The 17,888-nt window shown below is 39.0% G+C and carries 15 protein-coding genes; 13 read left to right on the forward strand and 2 right to left on the reverse strand.

Going from position 1 to position 17,888, the window contains the following annotated elements; genetic code table 11:
- Position 1: 1 nt before the first annotated feature.
- Positions 2-1,033, reverse strand: coding sequence for a PTS sugar transporter subunit IIC (locus PYW36_RS02025; RefSeq protein ID WP_037575148.1), 1,032 nt, complete (start codon positions 1,031-1,033; stop codon positions 2-4).
- A 403-nt stretch (positions 1,034-1,436) separates the two neighbouring features.
- On the opposite strand from PYW36_RS02025, the gene PYW36_RS02030 reads away from it, so the two are divergent.
- On the forward strand, positions 1,437-2,258 hold the full coding sequence (locus tag PYW36_RS02030; protein ID WP_103158667.1) for a metallophosphoesterase: 822 nt from the start codon (positions 1,437-1,439) through the stop codon (positions 2,256-2,258).
- 33 nt (positions 2,259-2,291) lie between these two features.
- On the opposite strand, the gene PYW36_RS02035 is transcribed toward PYW36_RS02030, so the two are convergent.
- Positions 2,292-3,779, reverse strand: coding sequence for an aldehyde dehydrogenase family protein (locus tag PYW36_RS02035; RefSeq protein ID WP_103158666.1), 1,488 nt, complete (start codon positions 3,777-3,779; stop codon positions 2,292-2,294).
- Between the two features lie 831 nt (positions 3,780-4,610).
- Between PYW36_RS02035 and PYW36_RS02040 the strand changes: the two genes are divergently transcribed.
- The 12 genes from PYW36_RS02040 (at position 4,611) to PYW36_RS02095 (ending at position 17,750) form a co-directional block, all read left to right on the forward strand.
- Complete coding sequence (locus PYW36_RS02040) at positions 4,611-5,621, forward strand: PTS sugar transporter subunit IIC (RefSeq protein ID WP_103158665.1); 1,011 nt, start codon at positions 4,611-4,613, stop codon at positions 5,619-5,621.
- A gap of 28 nt (positions 5,622-5,649) precedes the next feature.
- On the forward strand, positions 5,650-6,408 hold the full coding sequence (gene pnuC / locus PYW36_RS02045) for a nicotinamide riboside transporter PnuC (protein WP_037575136.1): 759 nt from the start codon (positions 5,650-5,652) through the stop codon (positions 6,406-6,408).
- Between the two features lie 123 nt (positions 6,409-6,531).
- Positions 6,532-8,058, forward strand: coding sequence for an SLC13 family permease (locus PYW36_RS02050; protein ID WP_037575132.1), 1,527 nt, complete (start codon positions 6,532-6,534; stop codon positions 8,056-8,058).
- Positions 8,059-8,239: 181 nt separating this feature from the next.
- Entirely contained in the window at positions 8,240-8,419 is a 180-nt protein-coding gene (locus PYW36_RS02055; protein ID WP_037575130.1) for a hypothetical protein, read from the forward strand.
- Positions 8,420-8,689: 270 nt separating this feature from the next.
- The gene (locus PYW36_RS02060; protein WP_037575127.1) at positions 8,690-9,508 is read left to right on the forward strand and encodes a formate/nitrite transporter family protein; all 819 of its coding nucleotides are present in this window, start codon (positions 8,690-8,692) and stop codon (positions 9,506-9,508) included.
- A gap of 96 nt (positions 9,509-9,604) precedes the next feature.
- Positions 9,605-10,153, forward strand: a complete 549-nt coding sequence (locus PYW36_RS02065) for a GNAT family N-acetyltransferase (protein ID WP_037575124.1) — start codon at positions 9,605-9,607, stop codon at positions 10,151-10,153.
- Positions 10,154-10,275: 122 nt separating this feature from the next.
- The gene (locus PYW36_RS02070) at positions 10,276-11,022 is read left to right on the forward strand and encodes a sirohydrochlorin chelatase (RefSeq protein ID WP_103158664.1); all 747 of its coding nucleotides are present in this window, start codon (positions 10,276-10,278) and stop codon (positions 11,020-11,022) included.
- On the forward strand, positions 10,997-11,458 hold the full coding sequence (locus PYW36_RS02075; protein WP_037575117.1) for a precorrin-2 dehydrogenase/sirohydrochlorin ferrochelatase family protein: 462 nt from the start codon (positions 10,997-10,999) through the stop codon (positions 11,456-11,458). Before PYW36_RS02070 ends, PYW36_RS02075 begins: the two co-directional genes overlap by 26 nt.
- Positions 11,451-13,856, forward strand: a complete 2,406-nt coding sequence (gene nirB / locus PYW36_RS02080) for a nitrite reductase large subunit NirB (protein ID WP_103158663.1) — start codon at positions 11,451-11,453, stop codon at positions 13,854-13,856. The genes PYW36_RS02075 and nirB overlap by 8 nt, the downstream gene beginning before the upstream one ends.
- 2 nt (positions 13,857-13,858) lie before the next feature.
- The gene (gene nirD / locus PYW36_RS02085) at positions 13,859-14,176 is read left to right on the forward strand and encodes a nitrite reductase small subunit NirD (protein ID WP_037575111.1); all 318 of its coding nucleotides are present in this window, start codon (positions 13,859-13,861) and stop codon (positions 14,174-14,176) included.
- The gene (gene cobA / locus PYW36_RS02090) at positions 14,167-15,093 is read left to right on the forward strand and encodes a uroporphyrinogen-III C-methyltransferase (RefSeq protein ID WP_103158662.1); all 927 of its coding nucleotides are present in this window, start codon (positions 14,167-14,169) and stop codon (positions 15,091-15,093) included. The genes nirD and cobA overlap by 10 nt, the downstream gene beginning before the upstream one ends.
- Before the next feature lie 152 nt (positions 15,094-15,245).
- Positions 15,246-17,750, forward strand: a complete 2,505-nt coding sequence (locus tag PYW36_RS02095; RefSeq protein ID WP_103158661.1) for a 5'-nucleotidase C-terminal domain-containing protein — start codon at positions 15,246-15,248, stop codon at positions 17,748-17,750.
- Positions 17,751-17,888: the final 138 nt, after the last annotated feature.

The following is a 17,888-nucleotide window of genomic DNA, read 5'->3' on the forward strand; positions in this document are numbered from 1 at the left end:
TTTAATTTACTTGTTTGTTAAGTTTTGGTGTATTTAAATTAATGCCCATTTGTTTTTTATTAATGAATGTACCGATGATGAAACTTAAAATCAAACTGATGATAGCAACAACAACAATCGTAATGACTGTGCTTGTCACATCATTGAAACCTAAGGCAACAATCGGTCCTGCAATCGGTGTAGCCATACCTGGTTGGTTCACGACGATGCCCATGTAAGTGACAAAGAGTCCATTAACCATTCCGACAATGGCATTTGTACCATACAACTGAACAGGATATTTAGCAATTATATCGATTTGAGTGAGCGGTTCAATTGCAACGGCAAACGCTTTACCTGGATTGCCGATTTTAAGTTTTCTAAACATTACAAAGTTAACGAATGAGCTTCCCATACAACCTAGCGCACCGATGGCCATTGGCACACCTGTTAAGCCAAGAAGACTTGTGAATACCATTGAACTTAGAGGCGTCATACCTACGACAGGCACAATCGCACCAATCACTAAAGCTAAAGCATATGGGTTGTTATCTCCAACAGCAGTAACAGCAGTACCAATTTGTTTAAGGACAGCAGTCACACTTGGAGAGACGATAGAAGCGATACCATAAGTAATGGCAGGAGAGAGTAAAATCACAACGATGAGATCCAATCCTTCTGGTACTTTCTTTTCTAAATATTTAAGACCAAACGCTACAAAATAAGCTGCAATAAATGCAGGAAGAAGTTTAAAATCAAAAAGCACCAAACCTGTTAACACAGCAAATACTGGATTTACTCCAAATTTTAAACACGTTAAAATACCTACGGCAACACCACTTAAACTCCCAGCGATTTCACCAAGTTTTGTGAAATATTCTAAGTGAAATACGCCACCAATCGCATATTTTAAGAACGCTTCAGGTAAAAATGTCGCACATGCTGCTCCCGATAATGCTTGTAAACTGACTTTTCCATTAGGGGCAAATTTCAAAAACAAAGTCATTGCAAGTAAAACAACGAGTAATGTTCCAATACCTAAAATAAAATCCATAATCTTTCCTCATCTCAATTAAATTTTAGTTTTTTTATAAGCGCGCTTTATTTCCAAATCAAATATAGACTTTTTTGAAAGCGTATGCAATAGCCGTATTTCAAGGGATGAAGGCATTTTTATTAGTTGAAAATACTATTAATAAAAATTTTATAGAGATTGTGAAATGTTTTTCAAACAAAGGACTATTATACCGCAACGCTTTGACGCTTTTTCACATTAAAGTAATAAATTTTACCGCATTTTTATACTAAAATGACATATTTGTGACATTGAAAAGTTCTAATTATGATAATTTTCAGAAATAGATAATATGCAATATATGAGTAAAATGTAAATGGTGTCAGTATACTCTTTTCTAGTAATTGGAACGTATGAGATAATAAAAATGGAGGGGTAAAAAATGAAATTGGGTGTGATATCGGATTTACATATTGATCGTCATCAAACTTACAGTTCTGAAATATATTTAAAATATTTAATCGAAGTGATTGAAGAAGCGAGGGTCTCTTTAATCATTATTGCAGGAGATATATCGAATAACAGCGAGCGAACGCTAGCTTTCATCAATCAGCTAGATGCTGCGATTACAGCACAAGTGGCCTTTGTCCCCGGTAATCATGATATTTGGCGGAATAAAGAAGATACTACTACGACGGAGGCGATATTAAAGCGATATCGTGAGCACCCACTATGTTTAATGCATGCACCTATCATTCGAGGGGATTGGTGTATCGTTGGGCATATGGGATGGTTTGACTATGCGTATGCTGATGCGCGGTTTAGTGATGAAAAATTACAACGAGGTAAACATTATGGAGCCACTTGGCAAGATTTAGTCCATACGGATTTTACTGAGGAGGCAAGCGTGCGCGCGATGCACTATGCCGATGAAGTCAATAAGCAATTAGAGCAATATCAAGGAAAGAAAGTTATTCTTGTGACGCATTTTGTTACACACCCTGCATTTTTAGTGCCAACACCGCATCGCGTGTTCGATTTTTTTAATGGATTTATAGGGACACAAAGTTTTGATGCGCTATTTGAACGTTATCCAATACGATATAGCATCATGGGGCATGTCCATTTTAGAAAGGTGGTCCATGAGGAAAATACGAGTTATATTGCGGCATGTTTAGGTTATCCAAGAGAATGGAGAACGCCTGATTTGAAAACAGAACTAGAACGTACGATACAAGTCATTGATATAGAGGAAGAGGCGTAGACGGCAAGTCTACGCCTCTTATTTAAGGTCAACTTAGTATAAACCTTTTGTTTCATTACTTGTATCGATATAAATGTTTTTCACTTGTTGATAATTTTTAATCGCTTCTTTATAAGTTTCGCGTCCGATACCAGATTTTTTATATCCGCCAAATGGTGCCCCTTCAGGTACTTGGTTGTATGTGTTAATCCACATACGGCCTGTACGAACATTTTTAGCAATATTGAGGGCACGATTAATATTTGTTGAGAATACGCCACCGGCTAAACCGTACTCTGAATCGTTCGCAATTTCTACAGCTTCTTTGTCGTCTTTAATTTTAATAACGACAAGCACAGGTCCAAATATTTCTTCTTGTGCTAGTTTATTTTTATTATCGTTTAATTCAATAATTGTCGGTTGGAAGAAATGACCTTTATCTAAACCATTGTCAGTGATACGTTCGCCTCCAGCTAAAATGTTGGCGTTATTTTCTTTAGCGAAGTCGATATAGCTTTGGATTTTTTCGATTTGATCTGGACCAGTTTGTGAACCCATTTGTGTGTTCATATCTAATGGGTCGCCAACTTTAATTTTTTTGAAGGCTTCCACTAATTTTGGAACAAATTCATCATATATATCCTCGTGTACGAGTAAACGTGAGCCAGCACTACATACTTCACCTTGGTTAAATAAAATACCGAGTTGACTGCCTTCTAATGCCACTTCTTGATTGGCATCATCTAAAATAATGTTGGCACTTTTACCGCCAAGTTCTAATGTTGCAGGAACAATACGTTTTGCTCCAGCTTCAGCGACTTGGTAACCTACATCTGTAGATCCAGTAAATGATAATTTATCGACACCTTCATGGTTGAAAATGGCGTTTCCGGATTCAGAACCTTTACCTGTTACGACATTCACAACGCCTGGAGGTAAAACTTCTTGGAAAATTTTAGCTGTTTCAATTAAGCTCACAGGTGTTGATGATGAAGGTTGGATGACTACAGTATTACCGGCAGCAAGTGCAGGTCCGAGTTTCCATGCTGCAAGTAGACTAGGGAAGTTCCAAGCCACGACAGCGCCTACCACACCGATTGGCTCATGAGTAATAAGGCTGAGTGTATGTTCGTCCATTTGATTGACAGATCCTTCATCTAAATCTGTCACGCTCGCAAAATATTGATAATGACGTGCTGCAAGCGGAATATCTAACATAGAAGCTTCGCGTAATGCTTTACCTGTATTAATACTTTCGATTGTTGCAAGACGGTCTTTTTGATCTAAGATGCGACGACTGATTTCACGTAGTAAATCAGAACGTTCTTGTTTAGAGATACGTGACCAAGATGGAAAGGCTTCTTGTGCTGCTTTAACAGCTTTATCAACGTCTTTCTCATTGGCTTTTGCAATTTTTGTGATGACTTCACTTGTTGCTGGGTTGTGGACTTCTAAATATTCACCAGATTCTGGTGCCACAAATTCACCGTTTATAAATAAATCATATTGCTCTGAGATATAGTCTTTTACTTGAATTGACATCTATTTCAGCCCCTTAGTTTTAGAGCGATGACAAAGGTCAAAACGCTCCTTAATATTAATCTTGCTCTTTCATTATTTTAACGCTTGTAGGAAAATAGGTAAATTTATATGACTTATATACAACATAAAAGAAGATTCATATGGAAAATTTAAAATTGGTAGTGAATTAATTTTAGAATGCTAATAAAAACCCCTCTTTATGAAAGACATAGAGAGGGGATAAGTATGGGGTGGAATGAGTATTATCGCTATGAAAGATAAGTCTCGATTCCGCTTCAACTTTTCAATGGGGAAAAATTGAAAGACTCATGTTTGAAAATGACTGATTTACATCCGTTTAAAGCCATTGTGAAGAGTGTGTAAGTGTAAGTATGTTGCACAATGTCTTTAAGAGATACAACTTTTATAGAAATAAAAAATTGTATCTACTCTACATTATAAAGATTATTCTGATATTTGTAAACAGTAATTATTACGATTAATGCAACTCGAACTAAGGTCTTAGAAAAAGAGCGTTCTATTGTCCGATGTGAGTCGGAATAAAATGGGGTATTCTATGTATAGAACAGTTAATCAAACAATTCCCAATCCTAACTGTTCAATCCCAATTAAGATAAAAGATACACCCCAAAAGCAAGACCTGTAAGACCTCCTTAAATAAAGTAGAACTAAAGTTGATAAAGCGCACTGTGTTCCCCGCACAGTGCGTTTTTGTATGTATAAAACGCGTTTATGTAACTGAAAATTCAGTGTCCTCGGTTCAAAAGTTCTATGGTAATATAAAACTTGTATGGTTCAACTGTACAAATTCATTCAGGGGGAGAAGAGACATTGAAAACATTATTACATAGATGGTTTATCGAAGGGCTTAGTTTTATGACCTTAGGCCTATTTTGTTCTCTTATTATCGGGCTTATTTTAGAGACGATAGGCAAACAAACGTTATTTCCTAATATAGATTTAAGCTTTTTAGTCAGCATTGGTAATGTCGCTAAAGGGTTAACAGGTGCAGCAATTGGGGCTGCGATGGCATACGGATTTAAAAGTAAACCTTTAGTCATATTTTCAGCACTCATTGTCGGGATGATGGGATACGAAACATTTGCAGGCGGCGCTGTGGGTGCATTTTTTGCGACGCTTGTAGCCGTTGAACTGAGCCGACTATATGCACAAAAAACGAAAATTGATATTATCGTAACACCGATGATGACGTTGGTGATTGGAGGTATTGTCGCTAAACTTTTAGGACCATTGCTCAATCAATTAATGAAAGCGATAGGTGCTGTCATTATTTCAGCGACGGACCAACAACCGATCATAATGGGGATTATTGTGGCAGTTGTTTTTGGATTGTGTTTAACGGCACCCATTTCAAGCGCAGCCCTTGCGTTAATGCTAGAGTTGTCAGGACTCGCAGCAGGTGCAGCAACTATAGGATGTGCGTGTCAAATGGTGGGTTTTGCAGTAATGGGATATAAAGACAATGGCATTAGTGGTTTGATTTCAATAGGAATAGGTACAAGTATGTTACAAGTTCCGAATATCCTTTTAAAACCATTGTTATTACTTCCACCAACACTTGCGAGTGCGATGATTGCACCGATAATGACGGTCTTTTTCCCAATGACGAATAATGCTGCAGGGGCAGGCATGGGAACGAGCGGTTTTGTCGGCCAAATTATGACCATTCACACGATGGGAAGTTCTTTAAACACATGGATTTTGATAGGTGTGTTCCATTTTATATTGCCAATGATTGTCACAGGGTTAATTTACTATGTGATGTCGAAAAAACAATGGATTTGCCCAGGCGACCAAACGTTAAGAACGGTCGAATCATAAAGATAGAAAGAGATAAGGGGATGGGTTAATGTTTAAAGATTTTAAGGGGTTTACATTATATGAGAAATGGTTCTTTAGTCTTTTTCTCATATTGCAATGTTTTGTATTTGTTCTTCCTTTATTAGTTGGTGAAGCACAAGGGATTGGAAAAGAGGCGATACTTAACCTGATTGCAAGTATTTCAGGTGTGGTTTGTGTATTTATGGCCGCTAAGGGGCGTTTGTCTACCTATTTTTTCGGAGTGATTCAAGTATGTACCTATGGCTATTTAAGCTTTAAGGCCCATTTTATGGGAGAAGTGGGCATGCAAGTGATTTTTCTCATTTTTCAATTTATAGGACTCGTGGTTTGGTGGCGCCATATGAAACAAGATCCTGAAGTCAAAAATGCGAAAGTCAAAGAAGTCGATGCCAAAGGGTTAACCCCATTGACGTGGATAGTGACATTAGTGTTGACAGTTGTTCTTTATTTAGGACTTGTCGCGCTTTTATATCAACTTTCAGGCGATTTTTATGCCCAACATCCATGGGTAGACGGGGCTTCTACCGCTTTATCTATTGTGGGGCAAACGTTGATGACTCTTCGCTTTAAAGAGCAGTGGTTATTTTGGATTGCTGTCAATCTCATTACCATCGTTTTATGGGCACAAGCTTTCAATGATGCCATACAGACGCATACGGTCTCTTACGGCGCAATGGCGATGATTTTAATGTGGATGGCCTTTTTAATCAACAGTATATACGGATATAGACAATGGCGACGCAATCAAATGACTGGAAACGTTTAGAAATCCAACTTATTTTAAACTAAAAATAAATGTAAAATTTTTGTGAATGTTTGAACATGAGTGGGCGACAACCTCTATTTATTGGTACACTTAGGGTGATTAAAATAAAAGGGGTTGTTTTTTATGGCAACGGCGGCAAAAAATCAAAAAAAATCGACCTTTAAACCGCTATGGTTTGGGTTAAGTTTTGTTGTATTATTCATTATTTTACTGTTACCCACTTCTGATAGTTTACCCGTAATGGGAAAATGTGCGCTTGCCATTTTGGCATTTGCGGTTATTTTATGGGTGACTGAAGCGGTGAGCTATCCTGTATCTGCAACGATGATTGTCGTTTTAATGATTTTGTTACTTGGGTTTAGCCCAGTTCAAAACTTAACAGAAGCATTAGGCAATCCGAAAGTCGGCAAAGATGTTTTAAGTGGCGGAGATTTATTAGGGACAGCCAATGCATTGAAACTCGCATTCAGTGGTTTTTCTACAAGTGCAGTCGCCCTTGTAGCAGCAGCGCTCTTTCTAGCAACAGCGATGCAAGTGACACAATTGCATAAACGTTTAGCGTTATGGGTGCTTTCATTGGTTGGGAATAAAACGAAACGCATCGTTATTGGCGCGATTTTGGTTTCGATTATTTTAGCGTTCTTCGTGCCATCAGCAACGGCACGTGCAGGCGCAGTGGTTCCGATATTACTCGGAATGGTCGCGGCATTTGGGGCTGCAAAGCAAAGTAAATTAGCGGCGCTATTAATTATTACAGCGGTTCAAGCGGTGTCCATTTGGAATATCGGGATTAAAACCGCAGCCGCGCAAAATATCGTCGCAGTGAACTTTATTAATGAACAACTCGGACATGATATTTCATGGGGAGAATGGTTCTTATATGCGGCGCCTTGGTCAATCATTATGTCTGTCGTGCTCTATTTTGTGATGCTGAAAGTCATTCCGCCAGAACAAACGGAAATTGAAGGTGGAAAAGAGCTTGTCCAAAAACAATTACAAGAGCTTGGCCCTATTTCAGGTAAAGAGTGGCGTCTCATCATTATTTCTGTGGCTTTACTCTTATTATGGTCTACTGAAAAAATACTTCATCCAATTGATTCTTCGTCAATCACATTGATTGCTCTTGCGATTATGCTCACACCTAAAATTGGGGTCATGAGCTGGAAAGAAGCAGAAAGTCGTATTCCTTGGGGAACAATCATTGTCTTTGGTGTAGGGATTGCATTAGGTAATGTCTTACTTCAAACAAACGCTGCACAGTGGTTGAGTGATAAAACATTTGGATTAATGGGCTTACAACATATGCCTATCATTGCAACGATCGCACTCATTTCATTATTTAACATTTTAATCCATCTCGGTTTTGCGAGTGCCACAAGTTTGGCGTCGGCGTTAATACCGGTGTTTATTTCTTTAACATCTACGTTACATTTAGGAGATATGTCCATCGGTTTTGTATTGATTCAACAATTTGTGATTAGTTTTGGTTTCTTATTACCCGTCAGCTCACCACAAAGTATGTTGGCTTATGGAACTGAAACATTTACAGTTAAAGATTTCCTTAAAGCAGGGATTCCAATTACAGTCATCGGCTATATTTTAGTCATTATTTTCAGTATGACTTATTGGCAATGGCTTGGATTATTATAAAAGATTAGGGAGTTGTCCTATCCAATATAGGCAACTTCCTTCTTTTTAATTATTTTGATTGTGATAAAGTGAACTTGTATCAATCTTGAGAATGACTAAAAATGATAAAGTAGCGGTTCTAATGCATATAAACAATCTTTATCAGTGTCATTCAACTTTTAAAGTATCAGAGGTGAAAAGAATGAATCAACGCTATATGAAAGTGCTCGGGTTATATGTCTTAAGCACGGCAATTGCCACTGTAGTCACACGCATATGTCATCATGAACACTTCTTAAAATGGTTTACACAAACAACGATTGGTTACGGTGTATTTGCTTATGGTTTGAAAGCTATGAAACGTGCAAAAACAAAAGGCTAAATTTCTTGACCAACAATACAATAAGGAAAAGACTGGAACGTATTTAAGTCGGTTTAAAATAGTCATCCAAATTTATCTATAGGTAAATTTGGATGGCTTTTCCTTTTTAAATGAGTATTCTATCTCAAGGTCATTTCGGTCTTATTGATATTATGAATTGAAATGTTTTTTAAGCATATTATTCCTATTTTTAGCTGATTTTGACTATCTAGTTTAAATGTTATCTTGTAATATAAAAGGGTAGTTAAAAATGAGTGGAGGGGTATGAATATGGGAATTGAAAAACCAACAAAACACCTCAAAGATACCTATGCATCGAGAGAAATTGTAGAAGCCATTGTCAGCTCAGTGGCCATGAAAGAAGTCATGTTAGATCGTGCCTTACCAAGATACATATTGAAATCGATGATGTCTGGCTTTTTACTCGCCATTGTGACAGTTTTTATGCTTGCCATGAAAACACAATTTGCTGGGGCACTGCCTGCGGTTGTCAACTTAATGGGGGCCATAGCCTTTAGTATCGCCTTAGTTTTTATTGTATTAACGCATTCAGAATTGTTAACAAGTAACTTTATGTATCTTACTGTAGGGGCTTATTATCGCGCCATTTCAATTGGAAAAATGCTTTGGCTCTTTACAGTATGTTTTATTGGAAATATTTTAGGTGCATTCGTGTTATTTGGTTTAATGATTTTTACGAAGGTCATGACGCCTGAAATGATTCAAGCACTTTCAGCTACGGTTGATGCAAAAACGGTCGCTTCAACATGGCACGCCATACTTGTTAAAGCGATTTTTGCCAACTTCTTTATCAATATTGGAATATACGTTTCCATGATGTTTAAAGAGGGGCTCTCAAAAACATTTTTTATTGCCGTTGGTGTAATTATTTTCGTGTTTATGGGTTATGAACACGTGGTTTATAATGCGGGATTGTTTGTCGGTATGATTTTTTATAATATCGATGCCGTTTCATGGTTAGACGTGCTTAAAAATATCGTCTTTGCTTTTATCGGAAACTACATTGGTGGCGGTATTTTAGTCGGTTTACTCTATGCTTACTTCAACGGAAGTCGCAAAAAATATTAATCAGTTTAAAGTCCGAGCACTGTGCTTGGACTTTTTTGTTTTGAACGTCGATGAAATCTGTTACGCTAAGGTTAACATGACAAAGGGGGGAAACCTATGAGTTCACCACAAATTAGAATGGCCACGCTACAAGATGCACCCGAATTACAAAAACTCATGCACCGTGCGTTTACACCGTTACGTGAAGCGGGGATTGATTGGCCATCCGTGAATGCAGATTTAGAAATGATTGAAAAAAACATTAAATATAACGCAGCGTACGTCCTAGAACAAGATGGACGTTTGATTTCCACATTGTCAATTCGTTTTCCTTGGGAGCCTAAACATAAAGTATCACAATTTCCATTTGTGTGGTGGTTTGCGACTGATCCTAATTTTGGAGGCAAAGGCTACGGAAATCAACTCATGACATACATCGAAGAAACCATTTTAAGAGACACATTAAAAGCACCTGCTGTGGTTTTAGGAACTTCAGCACGTAAAATGTCATGGCTTAAAGACGTTTATGAACGTAGAGGATATACCTCCTTCTTTGAACTTGAAGAACCAAGTGGCGATCGTGGTGCCATGATGGTGAAAGTACTCATTCCAGAACGTTATAATGAATCATTGCTCACACCACCGCCGTGGTATGAAGGGGAATAAAAAGAGATAGGGAAATCCCTTAGCAATAGGAGAAGGGAATTCCCTATTTTTCATATATGTTGTGAAACCAATCACATTTAATGTCCATTTTCATTTACAATAAACATGTAGGGGGTGTCGTCATGCATAAGACCATTTTAGTCGTGCATGGGATGCGAAAAGGTAAATTAAATGAAACGTTGTTACACTTTATTGACCAAACATTTGAAGATATAGATGTGGATTATGAAGTGGCATTTTTAGAGAGTGAAACGATTCAATTGGATGAGGTCATTCAAAAAACAGTAGATGCAGGCTATACGCGTATTCATTTAGTGCCGTTGTTGTTATTTACTGCGTCACACTATTATGAAGATATCGAAGCTATTTATCATGATTTTCAACAACAAAATCCCAATGTTCAATTTGTATTAGCCAATCCATTAGGAACACATCCTAAAATGGCGGATTGGGTCGCTGATCAAATGCAAGCCTATCAAAATGACATCGATAAAGCCACGGGCATTGTGATATTGGCACATGGGAATGCGAGATTTAACGAACCAGACCTTGCATTGACTGAAATTTGTGACAAATTGTCGACGGTTGAGCATCCATGTTATCCATCCATGGTATACGGAGAACTCGAATTTACAAAAACATTGCCAAAGATTGCGAAAAAGCATCCAAAGCTACTTATTATTCCATTTTTCTTTTATGATGGTTATCTTGTCAATAAAACAAAACAACGTATTGAAGCTTTGAATTTAAGTAATACACTCGTTTTTACATCGGCGATTAATTTCCATCCTGTACTCAAAGAAATCGTTCAGATTAGAATCGCTGAATGTGAGGAGGTGCCTGATGTATCCGGTACAACTCAATCTTAAGGATAGGCATGTGGTCATCATAGGTGGTGGCAAAATTGCTTGGCGCAAGTTCAGTAAGCTAGTGACCGAGCCTTGTACAATTGACGTTGTCAGTCCCGAATTTCATGAGGCTTTTGAGACAGTTCAATCTTCAGAACGATTTCGATTGATACGAGAAAAATACGATGCGACTAAAATAGCTCATGCCGATTTAATCGTGATTGCGACGAATAATCCCCAAATCAACAACCAAGTGGCTCAAGATGCTTTACCCACGCAATGGATAAATCATACTGGAGACCAAACACAATCAGACTTTTTTAATATGTTAACGTTTGAGCACGATGGGCTGACCATCAGTGTGAGTTCAAAAGGGCAGAATATAGAACGGACGAAACGATATGCGGCGAAAATTAAAGAGATTTTAGCTGCAACTGAGGAGGATATGCATGAGTAAGACAAAACTTTTGATGATTGGTAACGGGATGGCAGGCGTACGCACAATTGAAGAAATTTTAGAACGTGACCCAGACAAATTTGACATCACGATTATCGGAAAAGAACCTTATCCGAACTACAACCGCATTATGTTATCGAATATTTTACAAAATAAAATGACGGTTGAAGAAACGATTATGAATCCGTACGAATGGTATGAAGAGCGTGGCATTCGTTTAATAACAGGAGATAAGGTCGTGAAAATTGATCGTGAGGCCCAACATGTTGAAACAGAGCAAGGCCAAATTGTGTCGTACGATCAAATGATTATTGCGACGGGTTCTGATTCATTTATTTTACCTATTGACGGATCTCGACTTGAAGGGGTCGTTGGCTTTAGAACGATTGATGATACTGAAAAAATGCTCGAAACGGCAAAAACAAAGAAAAATGCCATCGTTATCGGTGGAGGATTGCTTGGACTTGAATGTGCACGTGGACTTGTTGACCAAGGTATGAACGTGACGGTGGTGCATTTAGCAGAGTGGTTAATGGAAGTCCAACTCGATCGTAAAGCAGGAGAACTGTTAAAAGCGGATTTAGAAAAACAAGGGATTCACTTTGAACTACAAGCGAACACACAAGAGATATTAGGTGAAAAACACGTCGAAGGGATTCGTTTATCTGATGGACGCGTGCTTGAAGCGGACATGGTCGTTATGGCAGTCGGGATTCGACCTGTCACAAAAGAAGCACGTGCTGCTGGGTTAGAAATTGGCCGCGGTATTGTGGTTGATGATTTTATGAAAACAAGCGATCCTAATATTTACGCGGTCGGTGAATGTGCAGAACACCGTTCAAAAGTGTATGGTCTCGTGGCACCATTATATGAACAAGGTAAAGTTCTTGCGGATCATATTACAGGTATTCCGACTGAAGGATATAAAGGTTCGACAACCTTTACCTCTTTAAAAGTCTCTGGCTGTGATTTATTCAGTGCAGGTTGGATTACTGAAAGCGACGGTATCCGTGGGATTGAAACATTTAATGGTGTGGACAACATCTACAAAAAAGTCTTCGTCAAAGATAAAACGATTGTCGGTGCCGTATTGTATGGAGATACTGAAGAAGGGAACCGCTTCTACAATATGATGAAAAAAGGCGACACTATCGACGAATATACACTCGTGTCCCTCTTGCATAAAGCAGGAGAAGTCGATGCCATCAGTGTCGCTGACATGGACAACGATGAAACGATTTGTGGCTGTAATGGTGTTTCTAAAGGAACCATCATTGAAGCTATTCAAGACCAAGGCTTAAAGTCTGTGGCAGAAGTGACAAAAGCGACAAAAGCAGGAAATTCATGCGGTAAATGTAAAGGTCAAATTGCTGAACTATTAGAACATACCCTTGGAGAGGAGTTTGTCGCAAGTGCACCAACAGGAATTTGTGCATGTACAGACTTAACAAGAGACCAAATCGTGACCCAAATTCGTGCGAAAGGTTTAAAAACGTCTAAAGAAGTCCGTCACGTCTTAGATTTCAAAGATAAAGGTGGATGTCCAAAATGTCGTCCAGCGATCAACTACTATTTAAATATGGTGTATCCTCATGAACACGAAGATGAAAAAGCCTCTCGTTTTGCGAATGAACGCTACCATGCCAATATTCAAAATGACGGAACATTCTCAGTCATTCCACAAATGCGTGGGGGCGTAACAGACGCGGATCAATTAATACGTCTTGGAGAAGTAGCGAAAAAATATAACGTACCTTTAGTCAAAGTGACAGGTTCACAACGTATCGGGTTATATGGCGTGAAAAAAGAAGAATTACCGCAAGTATGGGAAGATTTAGATATGCGCTCAGCTTCAGCTTACGGTAAGAAAACACGTTCAGTAAAAAGCTGTGTCGGTAAAGAGTTTTGTCGTTTCGGTACACAATATACAACAAAACTCGGCATTCGTTTAGAAAAAACGTTTGAATACATCGATACACCCCACAAATTTAAAATGGGGGTTTCTGGTTGTCCACGAAGCTGTGTAGAATCAGGCGTGAAAGACTTTGGTGTAATTGGTGTTGAAAATGGTTTCCAAATTTATGTTGGGGGTAACGGCGGTACAGACGTCGTTGTCGCTGAGTTATTAACAACGGTTGAAACAGAAGACGAAGTGGTGAAATTATGTGGTGCGTACATGCAATATTATCGTGAAACAGGCATCTACGCTGAACGTACAGCCCCTTGGTTAAAACGTTTAGGATTTGACCAAGTGAAGTCCGTCGTTCTAGATCCTGAAAAACAAGAAGCATTGTACCAACGTATTATGGATGCGAAACGTGCTTATGAAAACGAACCATGGCACGAAGTAGTGAAAGACACTGAGAAACGTACAATTTTTGAAGTGGAGAAGGTGTAAGTATGGCAATAACGCATGAAAAAGTAAAAGTGGCACATATTTCTGAATTAGAACCGTTAATCGGTAAAAAAGTCATTGTCGGTGATTTACAAATCGGTTTATTTTTAACAGAAGAGGGCGACATTCGCGCGATTAATAATGTATGCCCACATAAACAAGGGCCTTTATCTGAAGGGACAGTGAGTGGACACTATGTTTATTGTCCGTTACATGATCAAAAAATTGATTTAGAAACAGGTCAAGTTCAAGAGCCTGATGAAGGATGCGTAGCAACGTACCCTGTTGAAGTGATAGATGGAGAAATTTATTTATGTCTTTAATAGCACCTCCTCAAGTCTATCTTGTAGGAGCGGGACCTGGTCATCCGTTGTTGCTCTCTAAAAAAGCAGAGCGCTGTATTCAACGGGCGGATGTGATTTTATATGATCAACTGGTTAATCCATTCATACTGCAATTTTCATCCCCGAAAACTGAATGGATTCATGTTGGGAAAACACCTTATTCGACGTCTATGCGCCAAGAAGAAATCAATGCACTCATGGTCGAGAAAACGAAAACGCATCAAACTGTGGTTCGCTTAAAAGGGGGAGACCCTGCGATATTTGGAAGATTGGCAGACGAGGTGGATGTGTTAAAAAAAGCGGGTATTTCTTTTGAAGTCGTTCCTGGCATTACTGCAGCAAGTGCCGCAATGAGTCAACTGCATCGTGGCCTCACTGAACGCGGTGTCGCACGAAATATTACATTTACGACAGGACATTTTAAAGATGACGAAGAAGCGTCCATTGATATCACAACACTAAAAAATGGAGGAACGCTCGCCATTTATATGGGAGTGAAACGACTCCCTCATTTAATGGAAGAAGTTCGTTCGACGATACAAGAAAATTTACCAGTAGCAGTTATTTTTAATGCGACATGTGTGAATCAACACGTGATTGCAGGAGACGTCTCAACCATCTCAGAAAAAGTAGCGAATGCAGAGAGAACCGGTCCAGGGATTACTATTGTAGGTCACGTCGTTCGGGATATTTTAAAAGAACTCCCCGCGAACAAAACGATGGAATATGTATGTTTTCATGGGACGCGCACGGAAAATATGGACAAAGCGTTAGATATATATGAAGCTGGCGGATGGGCCATTATCGATAATCGAGATGTGGAAGATTTGCATCCGACACAAACAGCGCTTTTGACTGAATTAATGAACACGACCACATTTACACAACATTTATAAATTTTAACCAACGTCTGCTTTTTAAGAAGGAGGCGTTGGTTTTTTTACATCTTTTTCAAGTAAATTTCATAATGGTTTCATATTTTTATAAAGAGTTGTGCTAGGATAAAAGTGTACAACCTATTTGTACGATTCTTTTAGGGAGGTTACATATGAAGCGACGAAGTTTATACAGTGTATGTTTTGTCCTCTTGTTGTTTGGGATTTTCATGTGGCTTTTACCATCACAGTCCTATGCAAAAACAACACTACAGGAGACAACAAACACGACGATAGCACCCGCCGCAACTGAGCCGTTACCACCAACGAACAATCAGACGCCATCCACAAATAATGGCACGGCGATAACAACACTGGACAATCAGACATCATCTACGAATGACAACACGGCGATAGCACCATCGAACGCTGACACAGGTGCATCAGATTCATCAGATTTATCAGAAACACAGCGGACAACGAGTGAGCGTCCAGGAACTATGAGTACGACTCAAACTGAGGCCACGCCTTCGCCCCCTTCACAACCCGTTGAAGCTGTCGAAAATAACGTGCCAAAGTCAAACGCGCCACAAGTTGCGAAAGAAGTGACTCAATCTCAGGCACCCGCAACATTAACGGATGTCCAAAGAACCGCTCAACCTAAACAAGCCGTTGCATCCGCATCCACAGAACATACTATTTTACATACGAATGATATGCATGGCCGTTTAGTTGAAGAACCGGACCGAGTTATCGGAATGGCTAAAACAAAAACGATTAAAGATCAAAATCAACCAGACCTCATGCTAGATGCTGGAGATGCTTTTCAAGGGTTGCCATTATCTAACCAATCCAAAGGGGAAGAAATGGCAAAAGCAATGAATGCGGTAGGGTATGATGCGATGGTACCCGGAAATCATGAATTTGATTTTGGGTACGATCAATTGAAGAAATTGGAAGGCATGTTGAATTTTCCGATTTTAAGTTCTAATATTTATAAAGACCATCAATTGGCGTTCAAGCCTTCCACAATCATCGAGAAAAACGGAGTGCGTTACGGCATTATCGGTGTGACCACACCGGAAACGAAAACAAAAACAAGTCCAACTGGCATTCAAGGTGTCACATTTGAAGATCCTTTGCCAAGTGTCCTACGCGAAATGAATCAACTGAATGGGAAAGTCGATGCCTTTGTCATTCTTTCACATCTAGGCGTTGATCCAACGACACAACAAACGTGGCGTTCAGATTATTTAACGCAACAAATTAGTCAAAATAAGCAGTTTACAGTGCCAACGATTGTTATTGATGGCCATTCGCACACCGTGATGCAAAATGGACAAACGTATGGCAAGGATGTATTGGCGCAAACTGGAACGGCCTTAGCTAATATTGGGAAAATTACATTTGATTTTAATCCACCTACGATTCGAAATTTAAAAGCATCCTTGATTAATGTCAATGATGTCGCAGATGTAGTGCCTGACGCAACAGTGAAAGCACAAGTGGACAAAGCTAATGCTGCGTTTTTAAAAGAAACATCAGAAGTGGTCATTCCTAATAATACTGTTGAATTCCAAGGTGAGCGTGACGATGTTCGCCGTCATGAAACAAATTTAGGAAATGCCATTGCAGATGCGATGGAAGCATATAGTCTGGAGCATTTCAGTCATCCGGCTGATTTTGCTGTGACCAATAGTGGCGGTATTCGTGCGTCTATCGGAAAAGGGAAAGTCACTTTAAACGATATTATTACCGTATTACCTTTTGGCAATACAATCTCTCAAATTCAAGTCAAAGGGAGTGACGTCCTCGCTGCATTTGAACACAGTTTAAGTGCACCTCTAGAAAATAATGAGGGCAAACAACAATTGTCTGCAAATGGGGGCTTATTACAAGTATCGAAATCCATTCGTGTCTATTTTGATATGTCTCAAGCGCCGGGACAACGTATTAAAGCCATCCATATTTTAAATAAAGCGACGGGACAATACGAAGCATTGGATCCAAATCGCACGTATCGCGTGGCGACAAATGACTTTACCGCTTCAGGTGGAGACGGATTTACAATGTTTGGTGGGCCGAGAGAAGAAGGACTGTCTTTAGATAAAGTGTTTGCGGATTATTTAAAACAAGCCGATCTATCTCAATATGAAACAACAAAACCAACAAGGATCATCAATGGAGAACCAGAAGTTTTAAAAGCAAATCAACCAGAAAAAATCATTCCATTTCCAAAACTGAGTGATAAAGCCAACTCCTCTTCCAAACAGAACCATGGCTATCACACACAAGGGCCTGGGACATGTATATTTGATCAAAAAGGGAACCTTATCCACAGAAAATCTGGAAAAATCATCATACCTGCTTCACCTGTAACGTCATCTATTCAAGAAGGTGTGATTGTCCAAAATCAACAAGTGATTTCAAAACGTACGGGAAAAGCATTGTTTCCTAAGTCTGCTTTAATACATTATCATGGTCAACCTGCCTATATAAATGACAAAGGCGCACTTGTGTCATTTAACACAGGTAAGACCATGTTAACTGCACAAGAAGTTCAACAACATTCGACGTCGACGTTACCGAATACTGGTGAGACACAACAAGCCCCTGTATTCTTAGGAGGAATATTGATTGTCAGCGGACTCGTGCTTGTGAGACGTTTTACAGCATAAAATGGATATGAAAAATTGATAAACCCCAGGTCAACAATCCCTTTAAAGAGGGACGACCTGTGAATAGAGACAAACCTTACTTACCGCAAGTAAGGTTTGTTTTTTATGTCATTTTTTATTTTTTTCTTAGTGGAATGG

The organism is Staphylococcus chromogenes, from assembly GCF_029024625.1.
GTDB classification, from domain to species: Bacteria; Bacillota; Bacilli; order Staphylococcales; family Staphylococcaceae; genus Staphylococcus; species Staphylococcus chromogenes.